The organism is Actinomadura sp. NPDC048394 (assembly GCF_040651755.1).
In the GTDB taxonomy this organism is placed as follows: Bacteria; Actinomycetota; Actinomycetes; order Streptosporangiales; family Streptosporangiaceae; genus Spirillospora; species Spirillospora montaniterrae.
This window is the reverse complement of the sequence record NZ_JBEZJL010000024.1, coordinates 61,403-84,293: the sequence shown is the minus strand read 5'-3', so window position 1 is coordinate 84,293 and position 22,891 is coordinate 61,403. Positions and strand designations below refer to the sequence as shown.

Sequence of the window (22,891 nt, the reverse complement as noted above, 5' to 3'; positions counted from 1 at the left end):
CATGTCGGCTTCAAAGGGCACATCGACCTCCAAGGGCACGTTCGACCGCGCCGCTGATCGACGTCATCGCCTCGGCGATCCGCCGCCGGTCACTCTCCGGGAACGCGCTCAGCCGGACGCGCAGCGCCTCCGCCATGCGGTCCTCGATGGCCTCGAAGGCGGCCCGGCCGCGCCGGGTCAGCCGGACCGTCTGGAAGCGCCGGTTCTCGGGCGATCTGGCTCTGGTGATCAACCGGTCGGCCTGGAACCGGGCCAGGACGCGGCTGAGGTAGCCGGGATCCATGCCGATCCGCCGGCGCAGCTCCATCACCTCGGTGACGTCCCGCTGCGCCAGCTCGACGATCACCCAGCCCTCGGTCACGGAGTACGGGGCGTTCTCCCAGCTGAGCCGCAGGCCGTCCACCAGATACCGGTACATCCTGCCGAGCGCCCGCGCCTCGCCGACGAGGTCGCCGTCACGCGACCGCACGGCGGGCCCCGGCGCGAAATTCATTGACCCAGTCAAACATATTCGCCCCCTCTTGTCTGTAGCCGATGACCAGGGCGCACGGCATGCCGCTCGGGCTCCGCGACGGGCCGGCAGTGCGGTCCCAGCCCGGCGGCGACCCGGCGAAGATGCTCGATCATGATCGACGAGGACGGCAGCCGGTACTCGCCGGCCGGCGTGGCCGCCGAAACCGTCCGGGTCAGGGACGGCTCGCTCAGCGGGCGCACCACCAGGCCGGACGGGGTCGCCGGCAGCGTGAGCGACGGGGCGAGGGCGACGCCCAGCCCCGCCGCGACGAGACCGCGCACCGTCATCTGGTCGTCGGTGCGGAAGGCGATCCGCGGCTCGAAACCCGCCTTCCGGCAGGCGCGCGGAAGGACGTCGATGGTCGAGCCGTGGTGCACGCCCTGGATCCAGCGGTCCTCGGCGAGGTCGGTCAGCCGGAGCCGCTCGCGGTCCGCGAGCCGGTGCCCGAGCGGAAGCGCGACGTGCAGGGGATCCACGAGAAGCGGGCTGAGCTCCACGTTGGCCGGAACCTCCAGCGGCACCACGGGGAACTCGTAGACCAGGGCGAGGTCCAGCTCGTACATGGCGACCGCGGCGATCGCCTCGTCCCGGTCGATCTCCGTCAGGTCGACCTCCACATCGGGGAAACGCTGCTGGAAGGCGCTCACCGCCCGGGGCATCAGCGTCGCGTTCGCCGTGGTGAACGACCCGAGCCGCAGCCGGCCGCCGGTACCGTGCGCGACGGCCGCCAGGGACGTCTCGGCCGCGCGCAGCTCGGCGAGGACCGCCTCGGCGTGCCGCACCAGCACCCGTCCCGCCTCGGTCAGCCGCGCGCCCCGGGCATGCCGCACGAGCAGCTGCGCCCCCGCTTCCCGTTCGAGCACGGCGATCTGCTGGGAAACGGCGGAGATGGTGAAGGAGAGGGCCTCCGCGGCGCGGGTCAAAGAGCCGTGCCGCGCCACCTCCCGGAGCACGCGCAAACGCGTCACGTCGAGCATGGCGCAATGCTAGAACCGCGGTTCAAGACCTCCCCGGCTGCCGGGGAACGGCCTTTCCCGAGTCGGACGGCGGATCCGGCAAAGCCTCGCCGGCCGCGATGCGGACCCTCGAAATCGCGATCCATCAGCTCTGCTTTTCCCTTGTCACCAGGAGCACCGCTTTCCCCGCCAGGCGCCGGTCGCGCAACCGGTGAAGAATCGCCCGCGCGTCCCGCCAATCGCTCATGGCCGCGATGTCCACCGCCAGCTCGCCCGTGGCGGCCAGCCCGGCGAGATAGGCGAGGTCGTCCGCGGTGCGGGGGCCGTCCAGGTCGTTCAGCACATAGAAGCCGCGCAGGGCCGCTTCCTTCGGATAGAAGTCGCTCACCGAGAACGTCGTCGAGGCGCGCGAGGAATTGCCGAACGAGACCACGGTGCCGTGCGGCGCGACCAGGCGGAGCGCCTCCCGCAGGGACTCACCGCCGCCGGTCTCCAGAACGAGGTCGAACCCCGCTTCCAGCCCCTCGACGCCGACGACGACCTCCGCGGCGCCGAGCGCGGCGAGCCCTTCGCGGCGGCCGGGCCGGCCGACCACGGCCGTCACCTCGGCCTTGAACCGGTGCGCCAGCTGGACGGCGAACCGCCCGACCCCGCCGGCCGCCCCCGTCACCAGGACGCCGGCCCCCGCGAGGTCACCGTGCATGCGCAACGCCCGCAATGCGGTCAGGCCTGCGGTCGGCAGCGCCGCCGCCCGCTCGACCGGGAGCCCGTCCGGGACGACGGCGAGCCTGGCCGCGGGGACCGCGACCCGCTCCGCCCAGCTCCCGCCGTCCGCGATGCCGAACACCCGCGTGCCGGGAGCCGGACGGCCGGCTCCCGGCGCGGCGCCGGACGTCCCCTGGTCCGCCACGACACCCGCGAAGTCCCAGCCCGGCCGCCAGCCCGCGGCCGCCCCCGTCAGGCGGTGCAGTTCGCCGCGGTTGACCGAGACGGCTTGGACATCGACCAACACCTCGCCGGTGCCGGCGGACGGCTCGGGCACCCGGACCAGCTCGACCAGGCCGCCGTCGCCCGTCGCGGACAGGGCTCTCATGATCCGGCCGGCCAGCGCGGAGGCGACTCGGGTGCCCGGTCCAGCCCTTCCCAGTCGCTCCGGACGGGAGAGAACGCCTCGACGACCACGGCGCCGTCGGCACCGGCATGGACCTCGTGCGGCACGTCGGCGTGGATCCTCCACATGCCGCCGGGGCCGAACTCCCCCGTCTCCGCACCGACGGTGAACCGCAGGGAGCCCGCCAGGCAGAGCCCGACCTGCTCGTTCGGGTGCCGATGCGCCGGCACCAGGCCGCCGGGCGGGATCTCCACGACCGCCAGCGTGATCAGCTCGCTCTCGATGACCCGGGCGATGACGTCCTGCCAGATGCGCAGCGGCCGGATCGAGCCGAGGTCGTCCAGGGCGCTCGGCGTCCCGGTCCCGGTCGAGGCCCGCCTGTTCGACTCGTTCACGCCTGCTCCTCGGTGCCGTATACGGGAATGGTCCACTCGTGGTGCCGGTCGCCGCCGCGACGGGCGATCGACGCCAGCTCGCGCTGCAACGCCAGCGTCGTCTCCCCCGGCGTCCCGTCGCCGACCGGGCGTCCGTCCACCTCGATGACCGGGACGACCATGGCGGCCGTGCCGCACAGCAGCGCCTCGTCGCAGGCGTAGAGCTCCGAGCGGTGGACGCGCCGCTGGACGACGGTGACGCCGAAGTCCTCGGAGAGCAGCTCGGTCACCTGGCGGCGGGTGATCCCCTCGAGGATGTCGTCGGTCGCCGCCGGCGTGGCCCACTCGTCCCCGGAACGCACCAGGACGTTCGATGTCGTCGCCTCGGCCACATGGCCATCGGCGGTCAGCAGCAGGGCCTCGTCGAACCCGTGCCGGATCGCCTCCGTCTTGGCCAGCGCCGGGCCGACATAGCTCCCGATCACCTTGGCGCGGTTGGGCACGGCGACGTCCGTGGCGCGCCGCCAGGTGCTCACCATGCAGCGGATGCCCCGCGGGTCGATGTAGTCGCCCGGCATCGGGGTGGCCGGGATGCACAGCCGGCCGCCCGAATCGTGCATCCGGACGGCGAGCTGCTCACCGGCCAGGAACAGCAAGGGGCGGACGTAGCTGTCGGCGCGCACGCCGTTCCGGCGCAGCAGTTCACAGGTCACCGCCACCAGTTCCGCGGGCGGATACGGCAGCGTGAGGCCGAGGATCCGCGCGGAACGCTCCAGCCGCTCGTAGTGCGCCGCCGCTTCCAGGAGAAAGAGGTCCCCCCGCTCCTGGTTCCACGTGGCGCGGATCCCCTCGAAGGTCCCGGTTCCGTACGAGACGACGTTCGCGAGGACGCTCAATCGCGCCGCGTCCGACGAAACGAATTCGCCATCGACGAAGACCTGGTCATAGGGCACGCCGAAAACGGCGCGATCCCGTGGTCCGGCTTCTGCCTGTACGCTCAATGCACTGACCTCACCTTCACCGAAGGGCCGTCTGCCAGCACGTTAAGCCGGTCGCCACGTTAAGCACAATCGAAGGCTTCTTAAAAAAGCCTTCAGCAGCACTGTAGGCGATGCCGCAGCGCACACACCGAAACAGGAAAGCCAATTTCCACACGCCAAAGCAAAGTGCGGTCGGGAGTGAGAGCGGGGCGCTCCCTTTTCGAGCACGGCCACCTACCCGAACCCGGTGAGCGCACCTCACTGTCGACCACGTGAAGCACTGGACCGAGTCCGGCACGGCTACGTGGCCGATGCGCCGAACGCCGAGCGGGAGACCGTCTCGGGCATCGGGACACGTCCTTGTCAATGGCGGCGGGGGCGAGCAGGCTACGTCGCATGGATCTGAACGCCCTGGAAGAGATCCGTCAGGTCAAGTACCGCTACCTGCGCTGCCTGGACCTGAAGGACTGGGACGGGTTCGCCGACACCCTCACCGAGGACGCCCTGGGCGCCTACGGGACCCGCGCGGTCGGCGGGCCGCTGCGCCTGGAGGGCCGCGACGCCATCGTCGACTACATGCGCGACAACCTCGGTCCCGAGATCACCACGGTGCATTTCGCGGGCCAGCCCGAGATCCGGGTCGACGGCGACCGGGCCGAGGGCACCTGGTGCCTGGAGGACACCGTCATCGCCAAGGCGTTCCGGGTGCTGATCCGCGGATCCGCCTTCTACGAGGAGACGTATCGGCGCTGCGCGGACGGCGCGTGGCGCATCAGTGGCATCGGCTATGAACGGACCTACGAATACTCGGTATCGCTCGACGATGTGCCCAGCTTCAGGCTGCTGGCGGACCGCTGGGCGCCCACGTCCCCGCAGCCGGGAACCTGACCTGTCGATGCGGCCCGGCGCCGGCGGCGCCGCGTGGGTCAGGCCTTGGCGCGCTGCTGCTTGAGGCGGAGCTCCTCCTTGCGGACCTCGGCTTGGACGGCCTGCTCGCGGTCCAGCCAGTCGGGCCTTTCGGCCTTCAGGTTCTCGATCTCGGCCGTGGTCAGGGGGCCCGTGATGCCGGCGCGGGCCAGACCCGAGATGGAGACGCGGAGCTTGGCGGCGACGACCTGGCGAGGGTGCGGACCCTCACGACGCAGGTTCGTCAGCCATGCGGGCGGGTCGGCTTGCAGCGCGTTCAGCTCGTCCCGGGAGACGGGACCTTCCTGGAACTCGGCGGGTGCTGCCGACAGCAGGATCCCCAGCTTCTTGGCCGCGGTCGCGGGCTTCATGGTCTGCGGGGTCTTTGCTTTGGACGTGCCCATGACCTCAAGGGTAGCCAGCGGGAGGGCATCGCCTGGACGCGACTAGGGTGGCGGAGTGACCGATGGTGAGTTCCGGCTGGCCTACGTGCCGGGCGTGACGCCCGGGAAGTGGGCCGGGGTGTGGGCCGAGCGGGTCCGGGAGGTGCCGCTTCGCCTGCTGCAGACGCCGGCGGCCGAGGTCGTCCCCCTGCTGCGTAACGGCGGCGTGGATGCGGCGTTCGTCCGCCTGCCCGTCGACCGCGAGGGCCTCCATGTGATCCCGCTGTACCTGGAGACGACCGTGGTCGTGGTGCCCAAGGATCACGCGGTGGCCGCGGTGGAGGAGGTGGAGCTCGCCGATCTCGCCGACGAGGACGTGTTCGAGCCGCTCGACGACGTCTTGACCTGGGACGATCGCCCCGGGCAGCCTGCCTTCACCCGTCCGGAGAGCACCGCCGGCGCGATCGGGCTGGTGGCGTCGGGAGCCGGCGTCCTACTGGTCCCGCAGTCTTTGGCCCGCCTCCATCACCGCAAAGACGTCACCTACCGACCCGTGACCGATGCTCCTCAGTCCCAGATCGGCCTGGCCTGGCTCGATGTCGAGACGACCGATCTCATGGAGGAACTGATCGGCATCGTCCGCGGCCGCACTCCCAACAGCTCCCGTGGCCGCAATCCCCGGCAAGAACCCGCCCGTAAGAAGGCACCGCAACAGCGCTCCCCCACCAAGCAGCGCCGTCAGAAGCGCCGCCGGAGGTGACGAGAGCCGTGCTCACCGGACGGGGGCATGGCAGGCCGCGCCCACTTCCCGGGCCTTTCCACGACGGTGCACGGTCGCCGTCCGTGGGCCGCGGCGCCCTTGCCGAACCGGCCCACGGGACGGTCCGGCAAGGGCGCCGGGGCTCGGATCACTGCGGCGGGCTCTGCCGCTCCGGGTCGCACAGCTTCCAGGTCCCGCCCTCTTTGCGGAGGTAGAGAGTTGCGGGCTGCTGGGAGGGGCGCGTCAGCCGCGCCCGGGCCAGGTCACCGGAAATCTTGATGTCGGAGGTCTTCACCGGCCGTTCGTAGCGGGAGGCGAGGCCGTGGTCGGTCGTGGAGGCTCCGGACTCGACGGCGCTCTGCTTCTCCTCCGCGCACATGAGGCCGAGCGCCGTGGCCGAGTCCTCACGGTCGACAGCGTGCGCGAACTCCGTCACCGCGCTGCTGACCTGCCTCTCGTCCCGGTGCGTCCACCAGTGGACGCCGTAGACGGCGGCTCCGGTGAACACGGCCAGCGCGGTGAGCGCTCCAGCGAGCAGCACGAACCTGCGGCGCCGCTGGCCGTGCCCTGGGGCGGGCGGGAGCGGCGGGCCCGGGTTCTGGATCTGGTCGTACATCTCGGGTCAGCTCCTCTGGCTCTTGAGCAGGGCGTCGATGAGTTCCTGGAGTTCGGTTTCGGCCTTCTCCCGGAGCCGGGCCTGCTGCTGCCTCCACGCGGGCGAGGTGCCGGAGGTGAGCGCCGCGCTTCCCGAGCCTTTGGAAAGGTTCGCCGAGCCGGAGAGCCATTGGCCGTTGGCGGGCGAGTTCGCGACGATGTACATGTTGCCGGGGGTCAGTTTCAGAAAGCCGCGCATGGACACGAGCCGCCGCAGCGGGACGATGTGGTCCATGTGCGTGCTGTTGACCACCCGGCCGCTCGAAGGCGGATAGGCGGGGTCGGGCGTTCCCGTCTTCGGCGCCTGCACTCCTTGCAGGTAGGCGGTCTTGGGGAACGTGGGGCGCGTTTGGTCGAGCGCCTTGTAAACGCTGTAGACGGACGGCGGGAGTTTGGCGGGCTGCCGGTCCACCCGCTTGGTCATCCCGCTCTTTCCCTGTCCGTACTTGAGGTAGTCGTAGGTCTTGGCGTTCCAGCGCGTGGCGGCCTGCTTCTCCGCGTCGGTCACCTTCTTGAGCGCCGTCTCGATCTTGGTGACGTCGTCCGCCGACGGGCTCATGATGGTCGATCTCGGATACCTGGCCTGCATCTGGTCGAGACCCCGCTCGCAGGCCATGAGCCGCGAGAGGGCGCGGTTCTGCTCACCCCTCAAGGTGGCCGCTTCGGCGTCGTAGGCGGCGGCCGCCGCGCTGTAGGGACCGGTGTGGGGGCGGGCGTTGTGCTCTCGGATGCGCGCCTGGATCGCCTGGAGTTCGGCGACCGGGCCGGCGCACAGTTCCTGGTAGGCGGGGTCGGCCAGCGCCTGCGGCGACCCGGTGGCCGTCAGGAGGGCGGCCAGGGGCAGGGCGGCCAGGAGTCCGGCGATCCGCCGTGGAGTCCGCATCATGCTTCCTCGTCCTGTGAGGCAACCATGCCCATATAGACGCTTGTGTCTGTATGAAGGTTCGAGGCGGATCGTGAACGCGGCGGTTCCGGGTCACGGGTTGACGCTGTGCCGGGCCCCGTTCGCGGCCCGGCCGAGACGGATGGCCGAGATCAGGAAGAAGATGCCACCGGGAACGGCGTAACCGGCCGCGCTGGTCAGGGTCGGGTCGTCCGCGGAGGCGCCGACGATGAACGAGCCGCCGGCGAGCACGGAGACCGCACCGCTGATGATCATGGGCCACTGGCCGCCCATCGTGCGGCGGGTGACGCCCACGATCAGCTGGACCAGCCCGGCCACGATCGCCCAGGCGCCCCACACCCGCAGGACCGCCGGAATGCCGGACGCGCAGGCGACGGCCACGCCGGCGGCGGTGAGCAGGCTGACCGCGACGTTCACGTACAGCAGCACGGGCGACCCGGTGGTGCGCGACGCGCGGGCGTCGATGACGGCGGCGGCCACGTCGAACAGCGGATACAGCACGAGCAGGGCGACCGCGAACGGGCCCAGGTCCGAGGCCGTCGTGAACATCGCGAGCGCCCAGACGATGGCGAATCCGAAGCGGACGAAGTACAGCCGCCGCAGGCTGAAAGCGGTCCCGGCGATGCCGCGCGAAGCGATGGTGGTCACAGTAGCCCCTTCGAGGGAGAACGAACGTTCTGTCTCGCTCAGAGTCGCAGCGTCGTCGCGCACCTGTCAAGACCGAACGTTCTACCTCTCGCTAGGATGTGCCTCATGAGGCAAGAATCGGCAGGCCGACCCTCAGAGGCGCGCTCCCGCCTGCTCGCCACGGCGACGAGGATCTTCTACACGGAGGGGATCCACTCGGTCGGGATCGACCGGATCGTCGCGGAGGCCCAGGTGACGCGGGCCACCCTCTACCGGCACTTCTCCAGCAAGGAGGACCTCGTCCTCGCCTATCTGGCCGAAGTCGACCAGGCCACGCGCGCCCAGGTGGACGATGCCGTCTCACGCGGACTGGCGGCGGCCGACACCGTCCGGGCCCTCGGCGAGTCCATCGCGCAGGGCATCGGGTCCGCCGGCTTCCGGGGATGCGCGTTCCTCAACGCCGCCGCCGAATACCCCGATCCCGATCATCCGGTGCACAAGGCCGTCCTCGCCCACCGGCAATGGTTCCTGGACACCGTGACCGAACTGCTGGCACGCATCGGGGAGACGCCCGCCGAACCCGCCGCCCGGCACTTCGTGATGCTGCGCGACGGCGCCATGGCCGCCGGCTGCCTCTTCGACCCCCACCTGATCTGCGAGACCTTCCTGCGCGGGGTCGACGACCTGCTGCAGACTCACGCCGCACCCAGCAAGGCCAGGCCGATCTGAAGCAGAAGGGATGCCCAGCCGGACGCTGGGTGGCCTCGATCAGTCGCAGGCGCGCTGATCGGCTCCCAATGACACCCAGCCGCTGCGTCCCACGTCGTACGGGCGGATGACCGCCTTCACCTTTCGGTTTGTCCCGGTTGCGGTTTGGAAGGCCCGGGCGACCCGAGTCGCCAGTTCTTGCAGCGCTTCTTTGGTCCGGGCTTCGTGCTCCCACAGATCGACGTTGATCCTGGTCGTCACGGCGTCGAAGGAGTCCGGAGCCAGGACCGGGACAAGGTCGATTTCGTGATCGTTTATCTGGAGTTCCGGCATGCTGGTCAGAGCGCGCCTGACAGCCTCCGCGATGTCGGGCAGCGGATCGGATTCTCTCAGGTTGAGGATCGTTACCTGTGGCATGGGCAGTCTCCGTGCGCGATTCGGAAGAGCCGTCAGACCGCAAGGCAAGATCGTAACTGATCGGCAATCCGTCCTTGAGTACGAGCGAGACCCCGCGTTCGTTGTCGTCCTGCGCGAATCGGTGATTTCTACCTGGTCCCAGGAGCCGGGTGGGGAGGAACCGGGGCCGGGTGGCGCTGCCCGTGGTCCGCTTGTGGCTCTGGTCGTGTCAGGTCTTGGAGGCCGACGACGCGCAGTAGTTCCAGTCGTTCGTAGGAGGTGGTGCCCGGGCGGGCGGTGTGGATGACGAGCCGCTGGTCGTGCTCTGGGGTCAGCACTACCTCGCAGTCCAGTTCCAGCAGGCCGACGATGGGGTGCTGGAAGCGTTTGGTGTCGGCGCGGCGTACGGCGACGTGGTGGGCGTCCCACAGTGCGGCGAACTCGGCGCTGCGGGCGCGGAGCCTGCGAACGAGCGTTGTGAGCCGCGCGTCGTGCGGGCGGCGGGCGAGTGCGGCGCGCAGGTCCGCCACCGCCACGCGGGCGGCGCGGTCATGGTCTTCGGCCGGAAACAGTTCCCGCGCGCGGGGGTCGGTGAAGTAACGCCAGACGATGTTCCGCTGCGCTTCGGGGAGGGCGGAGGCGTCGCCGTGGAGCGCCTTGGCCATCGGGTTCTGCGCGAGGATGTCGCCGCCGTCGTTCACGACCTGGGCGGGAGTGTCGGTCAGCCGGTCGAGGAGGAGGAGCAGGCCGGGGCGGACGTGATCGGTGGCCGACCGGTTGCGTGGGGGCTGCTCGCCGGCGAGGTGGAACAGGTGGTCCCGTTCGTCGCTGGTCAGCCGCAGCGCGCGGGCGACGGCGGAGAGCATCTGGCGGGACGGGCGTGAACCCCTGGCCTGCTCCAGCCGGGTGTAGTGGTCGGTGGACATGCCCGCCAGCTGCGCCACCTCCTCGCGGCGCAGCCCCGGGGTGCGGCGCCGCACGCCCTGCGGCAGTCCCACGTCGGCGGGGGCGAGCCGGGTACGGCAGTGGCGCAGGAAGTCGGCCAGTTCGGTTCTGTCCACACCTCCATGATGTCCGGGGACGCCGGGCGCAGCCAGGGACGGCCCGTCCCCGGATAAGGACGTCTCTCCCGCCGATCCCCGCACCGCCGCACGCTGGAAGCCGGCTCGGCGGACCGGCGGTGCCTCGCCGGTGCCACGAGACGAGGACAGGTGTCGCGTGCCTCACGCGGCATCTGCATGACAGTCCATCCGCCTTCCGCTGATTCATCGGCATCGCAGACCGTTCGGTCGCGAAGAAGGGAAGATCCGCATGCGGTACCGCACGCTCGGCCGGACGGGCATCAAGGTCAGCCCCTATGGGCTCGGCGCCTTGATGTTCGCCACGTCCGTCGGGAACTCCGACCCCGACGACTCGGCCCGCATCATCCACAAGGCGCTGGACGCGGGGATCAACCTCATCGACACCGCCGACGCCTACGGCGACTCCGAGGAGGTCGTCGGCAAGGCGCTCAAGGGGCGACGAGACAATGTCGTCCTCGCGACGAAGGTGAGCCGCCCGATGGGTGACGACCCCAACCAGCAGGGCGCCTCCCGGCGCTGGATCATGACCGCGGTCGAGAACTCGCTGCGGCGCCTGCAGACCGACCACATCGACCTCTACCAGATCCACCGGCCGGACCCCGCGACGGACATCGAGGAGACGCTCTCCGCGCTGTCCGACCTGATCCACAGCGGGAAGGTCCGTGCGATCGGGACGTCCAACATGCCGGCGTCCGACATCGTCAAAGCCCAGTGGGTCGCCGAACGGCGCGGCCTGCAACGGTTCCGCACCGAGCAGCCGCCGTACTCGCTGCTCAGCCGCGGCATCGAACGCGAGGTGCTACCGGTCGCCGAGCACTACGGGATGGGCACTCTGGTGTGGGGCCCGCTCGGGCAGGGGCTGCTCACCGGGCGCGTCCGCAAGGGCCGGCAGAACGAGCTGCGCCGCGCCGGGCTCTTCAAGCACCTCAACGACGAGCGCCGCCTGGACGCCGTCGAGCGGTTCGTCTCGCTCGCGGGCGAGGCGGGCTTGCCGCTGACCCACCTCGCCATGGCGTTCACGATCGTTCATCCCGGCGTGACCAGCGCGATCGTCGGACCGCGCACGATGAGCCACCTCGACGACCTTCTCGCCGGCATCGACGTGGCGCTCACCGACGACGTCCTCGACCGGATCGACGAGATCGTCCCGCCGGGCACCGACGTCGGGACGCTCGACCAGGCCTACGTGCCGCCGGCCCTCCAGCAGGCGAGCCTCCGCCGCCGCCCCGCCGGCGAACGCACCGCCGCCTGACGCGCCGGCGACCCCGCCAGTGCCGTTCACCGGCGGGGTCGCGGGGCGCGGATCCGGTCAGTCGACCAGGGCGCCGGCGGAGATGTTGACCTGCGTCGAGGTCATGGTGGCGGCGTGGTCGGACACCAGGAAGGCGGCGATGCGGCTCACGTCCGCCAGGGTGGTGGCGCGCTTGAGGAGGGTGGCGTCGACCATCTGCTGCTTGACCGGGGCCATCTCCGGCCCGTCCGGCATGGACTCGGCCACGCCCCCGGTCTTCATCGACAGGACGCGGACCGAGTGCGGCCCGAGCTCGCACGCCCACTGCCGCCGCATCGCCTCGACCATCTCGCAGCCGACCTGGACGTTCCCGAGGCCGGGCGAGCGGTTCCCGCTGTCGGAGCCGCCGAAGTGCAGGATCACGCCCGAGCCCTGCTTGACCATGTGGCGGGCGGCGGCCTGCGTGGTCAGCATGAGGGTGCGGGCGATCTTCTCCAGGGACCGGGCGAAGGCGTCGGCCGGCAGCTCCATCAGCGGGCCGAACAGCGTCTCGTGGGAGATGACGTTGACCGAGACGTCGACGCTGCCGGCGGTCGCCACGACGGAGTCGACCCAGCCGTTGACGGCGTCGCCGTCCAGGGCGTCCACGCGGGCCGTCTCGGCGAGGCCGCCGGCGGCCCGGATGTCCTCGGCGACCGCGTCGAGCGTCGCCGGGGTGCGGCCGGCGAGGAAGACGCGCGCGCCCTCGGCGGCGAAGCCGCGCGCCATGGCGCCGCCGATCGCGCCGCCGCCGCCGTAGATGACCGCGGTCTTGTTCTCCAGAAGCATGGCCGTTCTCCGTCCGTCCGAGGTGTTCTGGTGATGGCGTCGACGGTAGGAGCGCGGGCGGACGGCCCGCATCGGTCGCCGGACGGGAGTTGGACGGCGCAGGTCAGAAGGCGGATGAGCGCTCGGAGCACGGTCTCGCACAGGGGTTGCCGCACGGGTGCGGCGGCGCGGCTAAGTCATGTGTCCGATACGAGGCGGGCCAGTTCCATGCGGCGGGTGACGCCGATCTTCGGATACGCCTTGTAGAGATGGTGCCCGACCGTGCGGGGGCTCAGGAAGAGCTGCGCGCCGATCTCCCGGTTGCTGAGCCCGGCGGCGGCGAGCCGCACGACCTGCAGCTCCTGCGGGGTGAGCCGCTTCAGCGGATCGGCGTCCTCGGCGCTGGCCGCCGGACGGTCGCCGAGCACCTCCAGCTCGGCGCGGGCCCGTTCGGCCCATGGGGCGGCGCCGAGCCGGGCGAAGGCGCTCCGGGCGGCGGTCAGCTCCGTGCGCGCCTCCGTGCGGCGGCGCCGGCGGCGCAGCCATTCGCCGTAGAGCAGCCTGGTCCGCGCGGCATCGTAGGCCCGGTCGCCGTGCAGGCCGAGCGCGGAGCGGTAGTGCTCGTCCGCCTCGTCGCCCTCGGCCAGGAGGGCGCGGCACCGGGCGATCAGGGCCGTGCAGGACGTGGCCGCGGCCCAAGCCTCGAACGCGGGCAGATGGGCGCGGGCGAGGTCCGGGCGCCCGGCCCGCACCGCGGCCTCCGCGTGGTCGGGGACAGCGCGGATCAGCACGTCGTACCGGGCCGGGCCGGAGCACACCGCGTCGAGCCGCTCCAGAGCCTCCCCGGCGTGCCCTTCGGCGAGGTCGAGCAGCCCGAGGCCCCAGGACGCCAGCGCCGCGTTGGTCGGATGCACGTCGGCATGGCCGAGGACGTCCGGCGCCAGGGCGCGGCTGCGCTCCGGATCCGACTCCAGCCGGACCGCGATGCACGTCATCGCGGTGACCTGCATGTCCATGCCGATGTCGGCGGCCAGCGACAGGCCCTCGGCCGTCGCCGCGTCCGCGCCGTGCAGGTCGCCGAGCAGCACCCGCCCGATCGCGAGCGCCTCGCAGATGTACGGCAGCCAGCCGAGCGCGCCCTCGGCCCTCGCCTCGGCGGCCAGGCGCTCGAGCAGCTCGGTCGCGGCCCGGTCGTCCGCTACGAGCAGGCCCATGAAACCGCCGATGAGGCGTTCGATGACGTCCTCGATCCCACCGGTCCGGGCCGCCTCGAACAGCGCCCGCATCGGCCGGACGTCGTCGGGCGCGTCGTCCACGAGCCGCCGCCCATAGGCGATCAGGGCGCCCGCCACCGGCGCCTTCGCCGAATCGGCGGGCGGCCTCACCCTCCTCAGCAGCTCGACGCTCTGCCGCACGAGACCGTGCGCGCCCGCGTCCCGCGCGGACCAGACCGCCTCCGTCAGCATCGACACCGCCTGGTCGGGATCGCTCTCCACGATCAGCGCCGCGCCCTGCAGCGCGAGCTCCGCGTCGGCGGCGGGCGAGGTGCGCTCGTAGGCGACCTGGGCGCGGATGAACGTGGCCTCGGCGACGACCCCGTCGTCGCCGGTGAGGTGCTCGGCCTCGGCGGCCAGCCGGGTGGCCTGGTCGGGACGGCCCGCGTCGTAGGAGGCCCGCGCCGCGTGCACGAGCCGGCGGGCCTTGCCCTCCGGCTCGGTGCTGAGCCGCGCGGCGCGCTCGTAGGCGGCGGCGACCGCGGCCGTCCCGCCGCGCCGCCCGGCGCGGTGCGCGACCCGCTCCAGCTCGGCGGCGACGTCCTCGTCCGGGCCGGTGGCGGCCGCCGCGCGGTGCCAGGCCCGCCGGTCGGCGTGCTCGTCGCCGGTAAGGACCCGGGCCAGGGCGCCATGGACGGCGGTCCGCCGGTGGTGCGCGGCGTCCTGGTAGGTGACGGCGCGGATGAGCGGATGCCGGAACCGCACCTCCTCCCCGTCGAGGACGACGAGCCCGGCCTCCTCGGCGGGTTCGAGGTCGGCGGGGACGAGCCCCAGCGCGTCCCCGGCGCGCAGGACGACGCCCAGGTCGGCGGTGCCGTCGGCGGCGACCACCAGGAGCAGCCGGCGGGTGGCGTCCGGCAGCTCGGCCAGCCGCCGCCGGAAGCTCTCCTGGACCTTGCCGCCCACCGGCAGCGGCCCGGCGTGCCGGGCGGGCCGCGACTTGAGGGCGTGCGCCAGCTCGATGAGGGCGAGCGGGTTGCCGGCCGCCTCGTCCAGCAACCGCTCCCGCACCGGGACGGTCAGCTCCGGCGCGTGCGCCGCAACGAGCTCCTGCGCGGCGGCCCGGTCCAGGCCGGCCAGCCGGACGACGTCGAGCCCGCGGTCGGGGAACGGGCGGACACCGTCCCGCACCGTGAAGACCATGGAGATCGGGTCGGCGCCGAGCCGGCGGGCGGCGAAGAGCAGCGCGTCCAGCGAGGCGTTGTCGAGCCACTGCGCGTCGTCCACCAGGCAGAGAAGCGGGCGGTCGGCGGCGAGCTCGGACAGCAGGGTGAGGGTGGCGGCGCCGATCAGGAAGCGGTCGCCGGCCGGCCCGGAGCCGAGTCCGAACGCCGACCGCAGCGCCGCGGCCTGCTGCGCCGGCAGCGCGTCGAACCGGCCGGTGAAAGGGTGCAGCATCAGGTGCAGCCCGCCGAACGCCAGCTCGCTCTCCGACTCGACGCCCGCGCCGCGGATGAGCCGCATGTCCCCGGCGTCGGCCGCGACCTGCTCCAGCAGCGAGGTCTTGCCGATCCCCGCCTCGCCCCGGATCACCACCGTGCCGCTGCGCCCGGAACGCGCGTCCCGGAGCAGCCCGGCGAGGTGGTCCCTCTCACGATCCCGCCCCATGAGCACGCGAGAACAGTACAACCCGGGCACACCGCCGAGGAGCCGGAAACCGCCCGGTATGGCAGAGGAGGACGCGCGCTCTGCCCAACTCAACGGCGCGACGTCACCCCCGCGCGCGACACCGTCACCAGCCTGCTGGACCGGGCCCGCCCCCAGGACGAGGAGGACCCGGCCGACCGGCCGCAATGGCGCCGGCTGCCGTCTCACATCGATGCCCTCACCGGAGGGCCGGCAGCGATTCCGAACGCGCCCCTGCAACTCGCCGCCAAGCGCGGCATCGATCGCCGCGTCGTTGTAGGGACGCCGCCCGCAGTAATCTGTTTTGTGCCACCAGGGCTCTCTGCCAGCATGAGGCCATGCACCATCCTCTTGACACGCTGGACTGGCCGATTTCCACCGAGCGGCTGCTGTTGCGCCGGGCCACCCCCGACGACGTGGACGCGACCTGGGTCTTCCGGCAGCTGCCGGAAACCCAAGAATGGGTCGTTGCCGCCACGGTGACGTACGACGACTACCGTGAGCGTTTCCTCCGCGAGGAGCAGCTCGCGAACCTGCTCGTCGTCGAACTGGACGGCCGGGTGATCGGCGATCTGACGCTGGCGATCCAAGACGGGTGGGCTCAGAGGGAGGTCGCCGACCAGGCGAAGAACGTCCATGGAGAGCTCGGGTGGACGCTCGATCCCTCCTACGGCGGCAAAGGCTACGCCACCGAAGCGGTACGCGCCCTCATCGACATCGCCTTCAGGAGGCTCGGCCTGCGCCGCCTGCACGCGGACTGCTTCTACGACAACGAAGCCTCGTGGCGGCTGATGGAGCGGGTGGGGATGCGCCGCGAACAGCACACGGTGAAAGACTCTCTTCACCGCACCAAGGGATGGCTCGACGGTCTCTCATACGCGCTCCTGGCCGAGGAATGGCCCACTCCCGAGTGACCGCCTGGAACTCCCAGAGCTACGCCGACGGGCGGGCCGTCTCAGCGCGAGAACCTGCCGGTTGGGATGAGCGCAGGTTTCGTTTCCCCTCGGCGGCGAGGGTGGCTTACCGGACGGTTTGGCGAAGCAGGTACTGGTAGCCGGCCTGGATCTGCGCGGGCGGCCATACCTCGGCCTTCTTCAGCTCGATCTCGTCGCCGCTGGACCAGCGGCGGCCCGGCGGCTATGGCGTCGAGTTGGACGCGGCACGCTCGGTCCAGAAGGACGGCACGCATCACCGCCGTGGCCGGGTCGGGGCCTACCGTGACCAGGCCGTGTTGAGGGATCAGCGCGCCGACACCGTCGCCCACCGTGTCAGCGAGCGCCGCGCCGAGTTCGGCGGTTCTTATCAGGCTGCCGGTCAGCGTGAAGACCGGGACGGGCGGATCCGCGAACTCGACGCCGTCACGGGAGATGGCGCGGAGCGGTTCGCCGAGCGCGGCGAACGCGGTCGCCGCGCTCGAGTGGGTGTGGACGACGCACCCGACGTCCGGCCGGGCCGCCATCAGCGAAGTGTGGATCGGATATTCGATGTGCAGGGGGCCGTCCCCGGTCAGGCGCGGTTCGTTTCAGAGCAGGAATCCGTCGTCGGCCTGGCCGAGCACGATCTCCTCGGCCTTCCGGGGTCGGGCGGTCAGGCCTTGCTCGGCGGAGTAGCGGGAGAAGGTCTCCAGGACGTGCCGGTTCTCCTCCAGGCCGTAGTCCCAGTACCCGGGCCCCAGGGCCGCCAGCGTCTCGGCCAAGTGCTCCTCCAGCCAGGGCAACATGACCTTGAGCGCGTTGCGTTGTGCCAGGTCGGCGTAGGCCGGCTCCAGCGCCTGCGTGAACGCCTTGGTCAGCGAGCGGGCGATCCACGGGTGCCGCTCGTACAGCGAGCGCCGGACGACGACGGTGTGCATGATCGGGAAGATGCCCGTACGCCGGTGGTAGTCGCGTTCGGCCTGCTGGAAGTCGGGGAACAGGCGGCCGAGCCGCGGGTCGGTGCCGAATCCGGCGGGCCGCCCCGGGCAGTACACGGCGTCGAGTTCCCCGGCCGCCAGCATCGCCGAGAGCGTCTGGTCGGGGCCGATGGGGGTGACGCTGATCTCCGGCGGGAGGTCGAGGTCGATCTTCTCGATCCGGCCGGGCTGCACCAGCCCGCCGGTGAAGTACCGCACGGAGTCGACCGGGACGGCGTGGTGCTCGGCCATGATGCCGCGCTGCCAGACGCACGCCGTGAGCTGGTATTCCGGCAGGCCGACCCGGCGTCCGCGCAGGTCCTCGGGGCCGCTGATGCCGGCCTCGGTGTTGATGTAGATCGACTGGTGCCGGAAGGACCGCGAAGGGAAGACCGGCAGCGCGACGAAGGGCGGCGACGGCTGGTCGAGCGTGAGCAGGTACGTGGACAGGCTCATCTCGCTGACGTCGAACTCCTGGTACCGCGCCTGGCGGTAGAAGGTCTCCTCGACCGGGAGCGGGATGACGTTCAGGTCGATGCCCTCGGGCACTACACGGCCGTCGCGCAGCGCGCGGATCCGGTCGTAGTCCTCGCAGGCGAATGACAGGTTGAGCCGGGTCAAGCGGGTTCTCCTTCGGTGGTGACGGCGGGGGCGGCGGCACGGAGCCGGCCGAGCGGGACGCACAGCAGCAGGGCCAGCAGCGCGCAGGCCCCGCAGATCGCGAAGCCGGTCAGGTAGGCGCTGAGGGCCGGCTTGCCCCCGGGCCTGGTGAGACTGGTGAACAGGACGCCGAAGACGGCGCTGCCGACCGAGTTGCCGACGGCGTACATCACCACCGACAGGCCGAGCGCGATGCCCGACTCGTGCGCGGGGACGGCACGTACCACCAGCAACTGGGTGGCGGCGAGCGTCACCGCCAGGCCGCAGGAGTCGAAGACCAGCGCGGGCAGGGTGGCGCCGGCGTGCGCGTGGCCGAGCGCGAAGGCGGCGAAGCCGACGACGATCAGCGCGAAGCCGATGGAGGCGGCCGGCACCAGGCCGCGCCGGCGGGCCGTGCGCAGCACCACGATGCCGAGCACGCTGCCGACGGCCTGGGGCAGCGCGTACCAGCCGGCGGCGAGCGCCGTCCACCCGTATCCGAAGCCCGAGGCCGTCGGGGTCTGGGCGAGGCGGGTGATGGCCGACAGCGATCCGTAGACGCCGACGGCGATGAGGAAGGTCATCGCGTAGGGCAGCCCGACGTCGCGGCGCAGCAGGTAGGAGACCTCGATGAGCGGCTTCTTCGCCGACCGCTCGACCAGCCACCAGACTCCGCCGAGCACGGCCCCGCCGGCCAGCAGCCCGACGACCCGGGCCGATCCCCAGCCCCAGGCCGGGCCCTCGCTCAGGCCGAGGAGGAACGCGACCAGGGCGAGGGTGAGCAGCAGCGCGCCGGGAACGTCGAGGCCGCCGGTGGCGCGCGCGTCGGAGTCCCGGACGAACACGGCGGTCGCGGCCAGGGCGATCAACGCGGCGACCGCGCTGACGATGAAGAACAGCCGCCAGTTGTCGGGGTGCGCGCCGACCAGCGCGCCGAGCAGCAGGCCGCCCGCGACGCCGAGGCCGGTGCCGACGTGGATCGAGAAGATGGCGGTCTGCCCTCGCCGCGGCGACATGGTGTCGCTCGCGATGGCCTCGGGCAGCGCCAGCATCGGGAGCTGGGCCCCGATCAGGACACGGCCGATGATCATCACCGCCAGGCTCGTGGCGAGGCTGCAGATCACGCATCCGGCCAGCACCAGGGCCATCGCGAGCAGGATCACCGGCCGCTTGCCGATCAGGTCGGCGAGCCTGGTCAGCACCGCCAGGAACACCGCGCCCGAGATCAGGCCGGAGGTCAGGATCCACGCGGTGCCGACCGGTGAGGCGTGCAGCGCGCCGCCGATCGTGGTGAGCAGGGGCAGCAGGCCGACCTGGACGAGCTGCAGGGCGAACCCGAGATACGTGAGGGTCACCACGGCCGTGCGGCCGTTGACCTCTCTCGCGGGGGTGGGCATGGGGCCTCCTGATGTTGCGTTTCGCCAGCTCGAGCTCGCGCACGCCGACGGGGCGTGAGGGGGCTCACGCTAAACAGGAGGGCGGATGTATGTCAATATTTACGTATCTGCTTACATAAATTCAGCCCTGCTCCAGCCGTTCCACCAGGGCCAGCCCGCGCTCCGCCCAGGCCACCTCGGCCCGGGCTCGCTCGGCCATGCCCTCGTACACGTGCACCTTGTACGCGACGATGGCCGCATGCCGGCTCTCCGGAGCCTTGGCCAGGCGGCGCTGCATCAGGTCGGTGCCACGCGACCGCAACTGCTCGACGTGCCACTCCCACCGGCGCAGTTGCTCGGTGTGGTATGCCAGGTGCGTCGCGAACTGCTCCCGCACGATGTCGGGCGACGCGTACTCGAAGTAGGTCGCCTTCAGATAGGTGGCGTCGCGGGGCAGCGTCGGCTCCTCCACCGTGGAGACCCAGCGGCTCAGCTCCTCGTAGCCCGCCTCGGTCAGCGTGTAGGCCCGCTTGGTGGCCTTGCCCTGCGGCCCGCGCGGCTCCTCCCGCGCCGCCACCAGCTTCTCCCGCTCCAGCTTCCGCAGCTCGGTATAGATCTGCGGATGCGTGGCGTGCCAGACCCGGTTGGCCGACTGGTCGAAGGTCTTGGCCAGCTCGTAACCGGTCATCGCCCCCGCGTCGAGCATCGCCAGCAGCGCATGGCGTAGTGACATCCCCGTGCACCCCTATGTCTCACGTTACGTACATACGAACATAGCCAGCCGCAGGATCGAGACGGGTCAGGTCGAGGCTCGGGGGATGAGGCGTGCCGGCGGGGCCGGGGCGGACGGCGGGATGGGGGCGCCGGTGCGGGCGGCGGCGATGCGGCGGACGAGGTCGGCCGCGCTGGTGGCGGGGTCGTCCAGGCTGATCGTGGTGAGAGAGGGCGTGTACAGGGCCGCCAAGGGGTGGTCGTCGATTCCGACGACGGCGGCTCGAGCGGGGACGTCCACACCCAGGTCGGACAGGGCCGCGAGGACGGCGAAGGCGATCTCGTCGTTGTAGGCGCAGATGCCGGTGACGCCCGTCGCCAGGAGATCCGCGACGGCCTGGCGGGCGGCGTCGCGGCCGAGCGGGATCGTGCGCGCGGACGGCGCGGGAAGGCCCAGGGAGGCGCAGGTCTCGCGGACCGTCTGGTAGCGGGAGCGGTCGAAGGCGGCCAGGCGCGGGTCGGGGTGGGCGGCGTAGCCGAGCGTGCGGTGGCCGCGCTCGGCGAGGTGGCGGACCTGCAACGCCGAGGGGCGGTCGGGCAGCGGCGCGGACGCCAGGGCGACGATGACCGGCGCGCCGAACCGGTCGAGGTAGGCGGCCTCGTCCGGGTCGGGTTCGGTGAGGTGCAGGACCACCGCGGGGGCGAGTTCGGCGGCGGGATGGCGGGCCCCGGCGGACGGCTCGTAGCCGAGCTGCCAGACCAGGTCGAGGCCGTGGTCGTGGAGGCCGTCGGCCAGAGCTTCGAGGTAGCGGGCGTAGGTGGGCGGGACGATGGGCGCGCGGTGCGCGAAGAGCACGAGGTTGCTCGCGCCCAGGGCGAGGGTGCGCGCCGGCGCGTAGGGGGCATAGCCCAGGCGGGTGGCGGCGGCGAGGACCCGTTCGCGGGTCTCGGGCGGGATCGTCTGGCCGGGCTTGTCGTTGACGACGTAGCTGACCGTGGCGGCGGAGACGCCCGCCTCGCGGGCCACGTCGGCCGCGGTGACCCGCCGCGCCCTTCCGCTCATGTTCTCCGCCTCCGGTGTTGACCACCCCGCATCCCAGAACGTAACTTAAGCGCCTAAGTGATTCCACTTAAGCGCATAAGTCCAGGTAGCGGCTTGCCGGCTCCTCACCCCCGGCGACGCGGACTACGACGACCACCGGCGCATCTGGAACGAGGCCGTCCAGAGCCGTCCCGCCCTGCTCGCCCGCTGCGCCGGCACCGATGACGTCGCCCTCGCCATCGGTCACGCGCACGACAACGGCCTCCCGCTGACCGTCCGCGCGGGCGGGCACAACTTCGCCGGCCGCTCGCTCGCCGACGGCGGCGTCGTGATCGACGTCCGCGACCTGACCGGCATCGCCGTCGACCCCGGACGCCGCGTCGCGCGCCTCGGCGCCGGTCTCCGCTGGGGGCGGGTCGACCCCGTCCTGCAGGAGCACGGCCTGGCCACCACCGGCGGATCGGTGTCCAAGGTCGGCGTGGCCGGCTTCTCCCTCGGCACCGGCCTCGGCTGGCTCGGCCGCCTCCACGGGCTTGCCGGCGACAACCTCACCGGCGCCACCGTCGTCACCGCCGACGGCGCCGTCCGCGACGTCGGCCCCCACGCCGACCCCGACCTCTACTGGGCGCTGCGCGGCGCCGGAACCGGGCTCGGCGTCGTCACCGAATTCCGCATGCGGCTGTTCCCCGTCGTCCGCCCGGTCACCGGCGTGCTCATCCACCGCCTCGAAGACGCCCACAATGTGCTCTGGCAGGCCGTCGAAGCCACCGCGGACGCTCCCTCGCACCTCAACTGGGCGGCCGTCCTCACCTGCGCGCCTCCCGTCCCCGCCCTTCCCGACGACGTGCAGGGCCGCCCGGTCTTCCTCGTCCCCGTCTTCTCCACCAGCCCAGACGGCGACGGCGCCGCAGAACGCGCCTGGACGGAAAAGGGACTCGCCGGCCTGCTCCACCTGTCCGCCGGCGGCCCCGACATCAACCACCTCGGCCTCGACGAAGACCCCGCCCGCGCCCGCGCCGCCTACTCCCCCGCGACACGCGCCCGCCTCGCCGGCATCAAGAAGACCTACGACCCCGGCAACGCGTTCACCTCACCGCCGTGGCTCGCCCCGCTTTAAGAACTCAAAGCCGAATCGGCCCGCGGCGTCAGACGACCTTTTCGGCTGCCTCAAGACCGAGGCGAGGACCGGGAGCCGGCCGGGACCACGCGTGTGGTCCCGGCCGCCGGACGCCTCGGATCACTTGGGGGGCATCAGGACGGTGTCGATGATGTAGACGGTGGCGTTGGCGGTGTGGACATCGCCGCACACCACCTTGGCGTTGTCGCCGATGGTGAACGACTCGCCGGAGCCGCTGGTCTTGAGCATGGCGCCGTTGAGGGTCTTGAAGTCGCCCGACGACAGCCCGCTCGGCGTGATCGGCTGCCCGACCACGTGGTAGGTGAGGATCCCGGTGAGGGTCTTCTTGTCCGACAGGACCTTGTCGAGGGTCGCCTTCGGGATCTTGTCGAAGGCGTCGTTGGTGGGCGCGAACACGGTGATGTTCTTGGCGGAGTTGAGCGTGTCGACCAGGCCGGCCTTCTTCACCGCCGTGACCAGCGTGGACAGCACGGGGTTGTTGGACGCGGCGGTCGCGACCGGGTCGGTGGACATGCCGCTGAAGCTGCCCTTGCCGGACGCGGGCACCGCCGAGCAGGCGGGCCCGAACGGCTGCCCGCCGGACGGCCCGCCGCCCGCGGTGGTCGCCGGGGCGGCCGGGCTCGCCGGAGCGGCCGCGGTGCCGCCGTCCTTGCCGTCGTCGTTACCGGAGCAGGCTGCGGCCGCGGTGGCGACGGCGGCCGCGGCCAGGACTCCGGCGGCGATACGGGTGCGGTACATGGTGATCTCCTTGTGTCGGATACCGATGGGTCGTTGCTCGTGCGGTCGAGGCGTTCGCGGCGC

25 protein-coding genes are annotated in these 22,891 nt (G+C 71.7%); 6 read left to right on the top strand and 19 right to left on the bottom strand.

Going from position 1 to position 22,891, the window contains the following annotated elements:
* Window positions 1-10 precede the first annotated feature (10 nt).
* The 5 genes from AB0C78_RS19375 to ilvE all read right to left on the bottom strand — a co-directional run bounded on the left by AB0C78_RS19375 (window position 11) and on the right by ilvE (window position 3,908).
* Window positions 11-493 carry a MarR family winged helix-turn-helix transcriptional regulator gene (locus tag AB0C78_RS19375; protein WP_360749570.1) on the bottom strand — a complete coding sequence of 161 codons (483 nt, stop codon included), beginning with the start codon at window positions 491-493 and terminating at the stop codon, window positions 11-13.
* 8 nt (window positions 494-501) lie between these two features.
* The gene (locus AB0C78_RS19370; protein WP_360749567.1) at window positions 502-1,491 is read right to left on the bottom strand and encodes a LysR family transcriptional regulator; all 990 of its coding nucleotides are present in this window, start codon (window positions 1,489-1,491) and stop codon (window positions 502-504) included.
* Window positions 1,492-1,615: 124 nt separating this feature from the next.
* Window positions 1,616-2,563 carry a zinc-binding dehydrogenase gene (locus tag AB0C78_RS19365; RefSeq protein WP_360749564.1) on the bottom strand — a complete coding sequence of 316 codons (948 nt, stop codon included), beginning with the start codon at window positions 2,561-2,563 and terminating at the stop codon, window positions 1,616-1,618.
* A complete protein-coding gene (locus AB0C78_RS19360; RefSeq protein WP_360749561.1) occupies window positions 2,560-2,976 on the bottom strand; it encodes a cupin domain-containing protein in 417 nt (138 codons plus the stop codon). Before AB0C78_RS19360 ends, AB0C78_RS19365 begins: the two co-directional genes overlap by 4 nt.
* Entirely contained in the window at window positions 2,973-3,908 is a 936-nt protein-coding gene (gene ilvE / locus AB0C78_RS19355) for a branched-chain-amino-acid transaminase (RefSeq protein ID WP_360749558.1), read from the bottom strand. Before ilvE ends, AB0C78_RS19360 begins: the two co-directional genes overlap by 4 nt.
* 423 nt (window positions 3,909-4,331) lie before the next feature.
* Between ilvE and AB0C78_RS19350 the strand changes: the two genes are divergently transcribed.
* On the top strand, window positions 4,332-4,823 hold the full coding sequence (locus AB0C78_RS19350; RefSeq protein ID WP_360749555.1) for a nuclear transport factor 2 family protein: 492 nt from the start codon (window positions 4,332-4,334) through the stop codon (window positions 4,821-4,823).
* A gap of 38 nt (window positions 4,824-4,861) precedes the next feature.
* Here AB0C78_RS19350 and AB0C78_RS19345 read toward each other — a convergent pair whose 3' ends face one another.
* The gene (locus tag AB0C78_RS19345) at window positions 4,862-5,245 is read right to left on the bottom strand and encodes a DUF5997 family protein (RefSeq protein WP_360749552.1); all 384 of its coding nucleotides are present in this window, start codon (window positions 5,243-5,245) and stop codon (window positions 4,862-4,864) included.
* A gap of 55 nt (window positions 5,246-5,300) precedes the next feature.
* Between AB0C78_RS19345 and AB0C78_RS19340 the strand changes: the two genes are divergently transcribed.
* Window positions 5,301-5,984 carry a LysR family substrate-binding domain-containing protein gene (locus tag AB0C78_RS19340; protein WP_360749549.1) on the top strand — a complete coding sequence of 228 codons (684 nt, stop codon included), beginning with the start codon at window positions 5,301-5,303 and terminating at the stop codon, window positions 5,982-5,984.
* 148 nt (window positions 5,985-6,132) lie between these two features.
* Here the strand turns inward: AB0C78_RS19340 and AB0C78_RS19335 are convergent, their stop codons facing one another.
* The 3 genes from AB0C78_RS19335 to AB0C78_RS19325 all read right to left on the bottom strand — a co-directional run bounded on the left by AB0C78_RS19335 (window position 6,133) and on the right by AB0C78_RS19325 (window position 8,190).
* Entirely contained in the window at window positions 6,133-6,600 is a 468-nt protein-coding gene (locus AB0C78_RS19335; protein ID WP_360749546.1) for a hypothetical protein, read from the bottom strand.
* A gap of 6 nt (window positions 6,601-6,606) precedes the next feature.
* A complete protein-coding gene (locus AB0C78_RS19330; RefSeq protein ID WP_360749543.1) occupies window positions 6,607-7,521 on the bottom strand; it encodes a hypothetical protein in 915 nt (304 codons plus the stop codon).
* Window positions 7,522-7,614: 93 nt separating this feature from the next.
* The gene (locus AB0C78_RS19325; RefSeq protein WP_360749540.1) at window positions 7,615-8,190 is read right to left on the bottom strand and encodes a hypothetical protein; all 576 of its coding nucleotides are present in this window, start codon (window positions 8,188-8,190) and stop codon (window positions 7,615-7,617) included.
* Between the two features lie 105 nt (window positions 8,191-8,295).
* Between AB0C78_RS19325 and AB0C78_RS19320 the strand changes: the two genes are divergently transcribed.
* On the top strand, window positions 8,296-8,898 hold the full coding sequence (locus tag AB0C78_RS19320) for a helix-turn-helix domain-containing protein (protein ID WP_360749537.1): 603 nt from the start codon (window positions 8,296-8,298) through the stop codon (window positions 8,896-8,898).
* Window positions 8,899-8,937: 39 nt separating this feature from the next.
* Here AB0C78_RS19320 and AB0C78_RS19315 read toward each other — a convergent pair whose 3' ends face one another.
* Both AB0C78_RS19315 and AB0C78_RS19310 read right to left on the bottom strand, forming a co-directional pair.
* Complete coding sequence (locus AB0C78_RS19315) at window positions 8,938-9,294, bottom strand: hypothetical protein (RefSeq protein ID WP_360749534.1); 357 nt, start codon at window positions 9,292-9,294, stop codon at window positions 8,938-8,940.
* Between the two features lie 128 nt (window positions 9,295-9,422).
* A complete protein-coding gene (locus AB0C78_RS19310) occupies window positions 9,423-10,334 on the bottom strand; it encodes a helix-turn-helix transcriptional regulator (RefSeq protein WP_360749531.1) in 912 nt (303 codons plus the stop codon).
* Between the two features lie 250 nt (window positions 10,335-10,584).
* Here AB0C78_RS19310 and AB0C78_RS19305 point away from each other — a divergent pair, with 250 nt between their 5' ends.
* Window positions 10,585-11,607, top strand: coding sequence for an aldo/keto reductase (locus tag AB0C78_RS19305; protein ID WP_360749528.1), 1,023 nt, complete (start codon window positions 10,585-10,587; stop codon window positions 11,605-11,607).
* Window positions 11,608-11,664: 57 nt separating this feature from the next.
* Here the strand turns inward: AB0C78_RS19305 and AB0C78_RS19300 are convergent, their stop codons facing one another.
* Together AB0C78_RS19300 and AB0C78_RS19295 are read right to left on the bottom strand one after the other, a co-directional pair.
* Complete coding sequence (locus AB0C78_RS19300; RefSeq protein WP_360749525.1) at window positions 11,665-12,414, bottom strand: SDR family oxidoreductase; 750 nt, start codon at window positions 12,412-12,414, stop codon at window positions 11,665-11,667.
* A gap of 176 nt (window positions 12,415-12,590) precedes the next feature.
* Complete coding sequence (locus tag AB0C78_RS19295) at window positions 12,591-15,275, bottom strand: AAA family ATPase (RefSeq protein WP_360749712.1); 2,685 nt, start codon at window positions 15,273-15,275, stop codon at window positions 12,591-12,593.
* 356 nt (window positions 15,276-15,631) lie between these two features.
* On the opposite strand from AB0C78_RS19295, the gene AB0C78_RS19290 reads away from it, so the two are divergent.
* The gene (locus tag AB0C78_RS19290) at window positions 15,632-16,207 is read left to right on the top strand and encodes a GNAT family N-acetyltransferase (protein WP_360749522.1); all 576 of its coding nucleotides are present in this window, start codon (window positions 15,632-15,634) and stop codon (window positions 16,205-16,207) included.
* 41 nt (window positions 16,208-16,248) lie between these two features.
* On the opposite strand, the gene AB0C78_RS19285 is transcribed toward AB0C78_RS19290, so the two are convergent.
* The 5 genes from AB0C78_RS19285 to AB0C78_RS19265 all read right to left on the bottom strand — a co-directional run bounded on the left by AB0C78_RS19285 (window position 16,249) and on the right by AB0C78_RS19265 (window position 20,973).
* Window positions 16,249-16,779, bottom strand: coding sequence for a class II aldolase/adducin family protein (locus tag AB0C78_RS19285; protein ID WP_360749709.1), 531 nt, complete (start codon window positions 16,777-16,779; stop codon window positions 16,249-16,251).
* Between the two features lie 36 nt (window positions 16,780-16,815).
* Window positions 16,816-17,805 (bottom strand): ABC transporter substrate-binding protein, encoded by a 990-nt coding sequence (locus tag AB0C78_RS19280; protein ID WP_360749519.1) that lies wholly within the window; start codon window positions 17,803-17,805, stop codon window positions 16,816-16,818.
* Entirely contained in the window at window positions 17,802-19,220 is a 1,419-nt protein-coding gene (locus AB0C78_RS19275) for an MFS transporter (RefSeq protein ID WP_360749516.1), read from the bottom strand. Before AB0C78_RS19275 ends, AB0C78_RS19280 begins: the two co-directional genes overlap by 4 nt.
* Before the next feature lie 121 nt (window positions 19,221-19,341).
* Window positions 19,342-19,932, bottom strand: coding sequence for a PadR family transcriptional regulator (locus AB0C78_RS19270; RefSeq protein WP_360749513.1), 591 nt, complete (start codon window positions 19,930-19,932; stop codon window positions 19,342-19,344).
* A gap of 66 nt (window positions 19,933-19,998) precedes the next feature.
* Entirely contained in the window at window positions 19,999-20,973 is a 975-nt protein-coding gene (locus tag AB0C78_RS19265; RefSeq protein ID WP_360749510.1) for a LacI family DNA-binding transcriptional regulator, read from the bottom strand.
* Between the two features lie 142 nt (window positions 20,974-21,115).
* Between AB0C78_RS19265 and AB0C78_RS19260 the strand changes: the two genes are divergently transcribed.
* On the top strand, window positions 21,116-22,069 hold the full coding sequence (locus tag AB0C78_RS19260; RefSeq protein WP_360749706.1) for an FAD-binding oxidoreductase: 954 nt from the start codon (window positions 21,116-21,118) through the stop codon (window positions 22,067-22,069).
* 120 nt (window positions 22,070-22,189) lie between these two features.
* Here AB0C78_RS19260 and AB0C78_RS19255 read toward each other — a convergent pair whose 3' ends face one another.
* On the bottom strand, window positions 22,190-22,828 hold the full coding sequence (locus AB0C78_RS19255) for a fasciclin domain-containing protein (RefSeq protein ID WP_360749508.1): 639 nt from the start codon (window positions 22,826-22,828) through the stop codon (window positions 22,190-22,192).
* Between the last annotated feature and the right edge of the window lie 63 nt (window positions 22,829-22,891).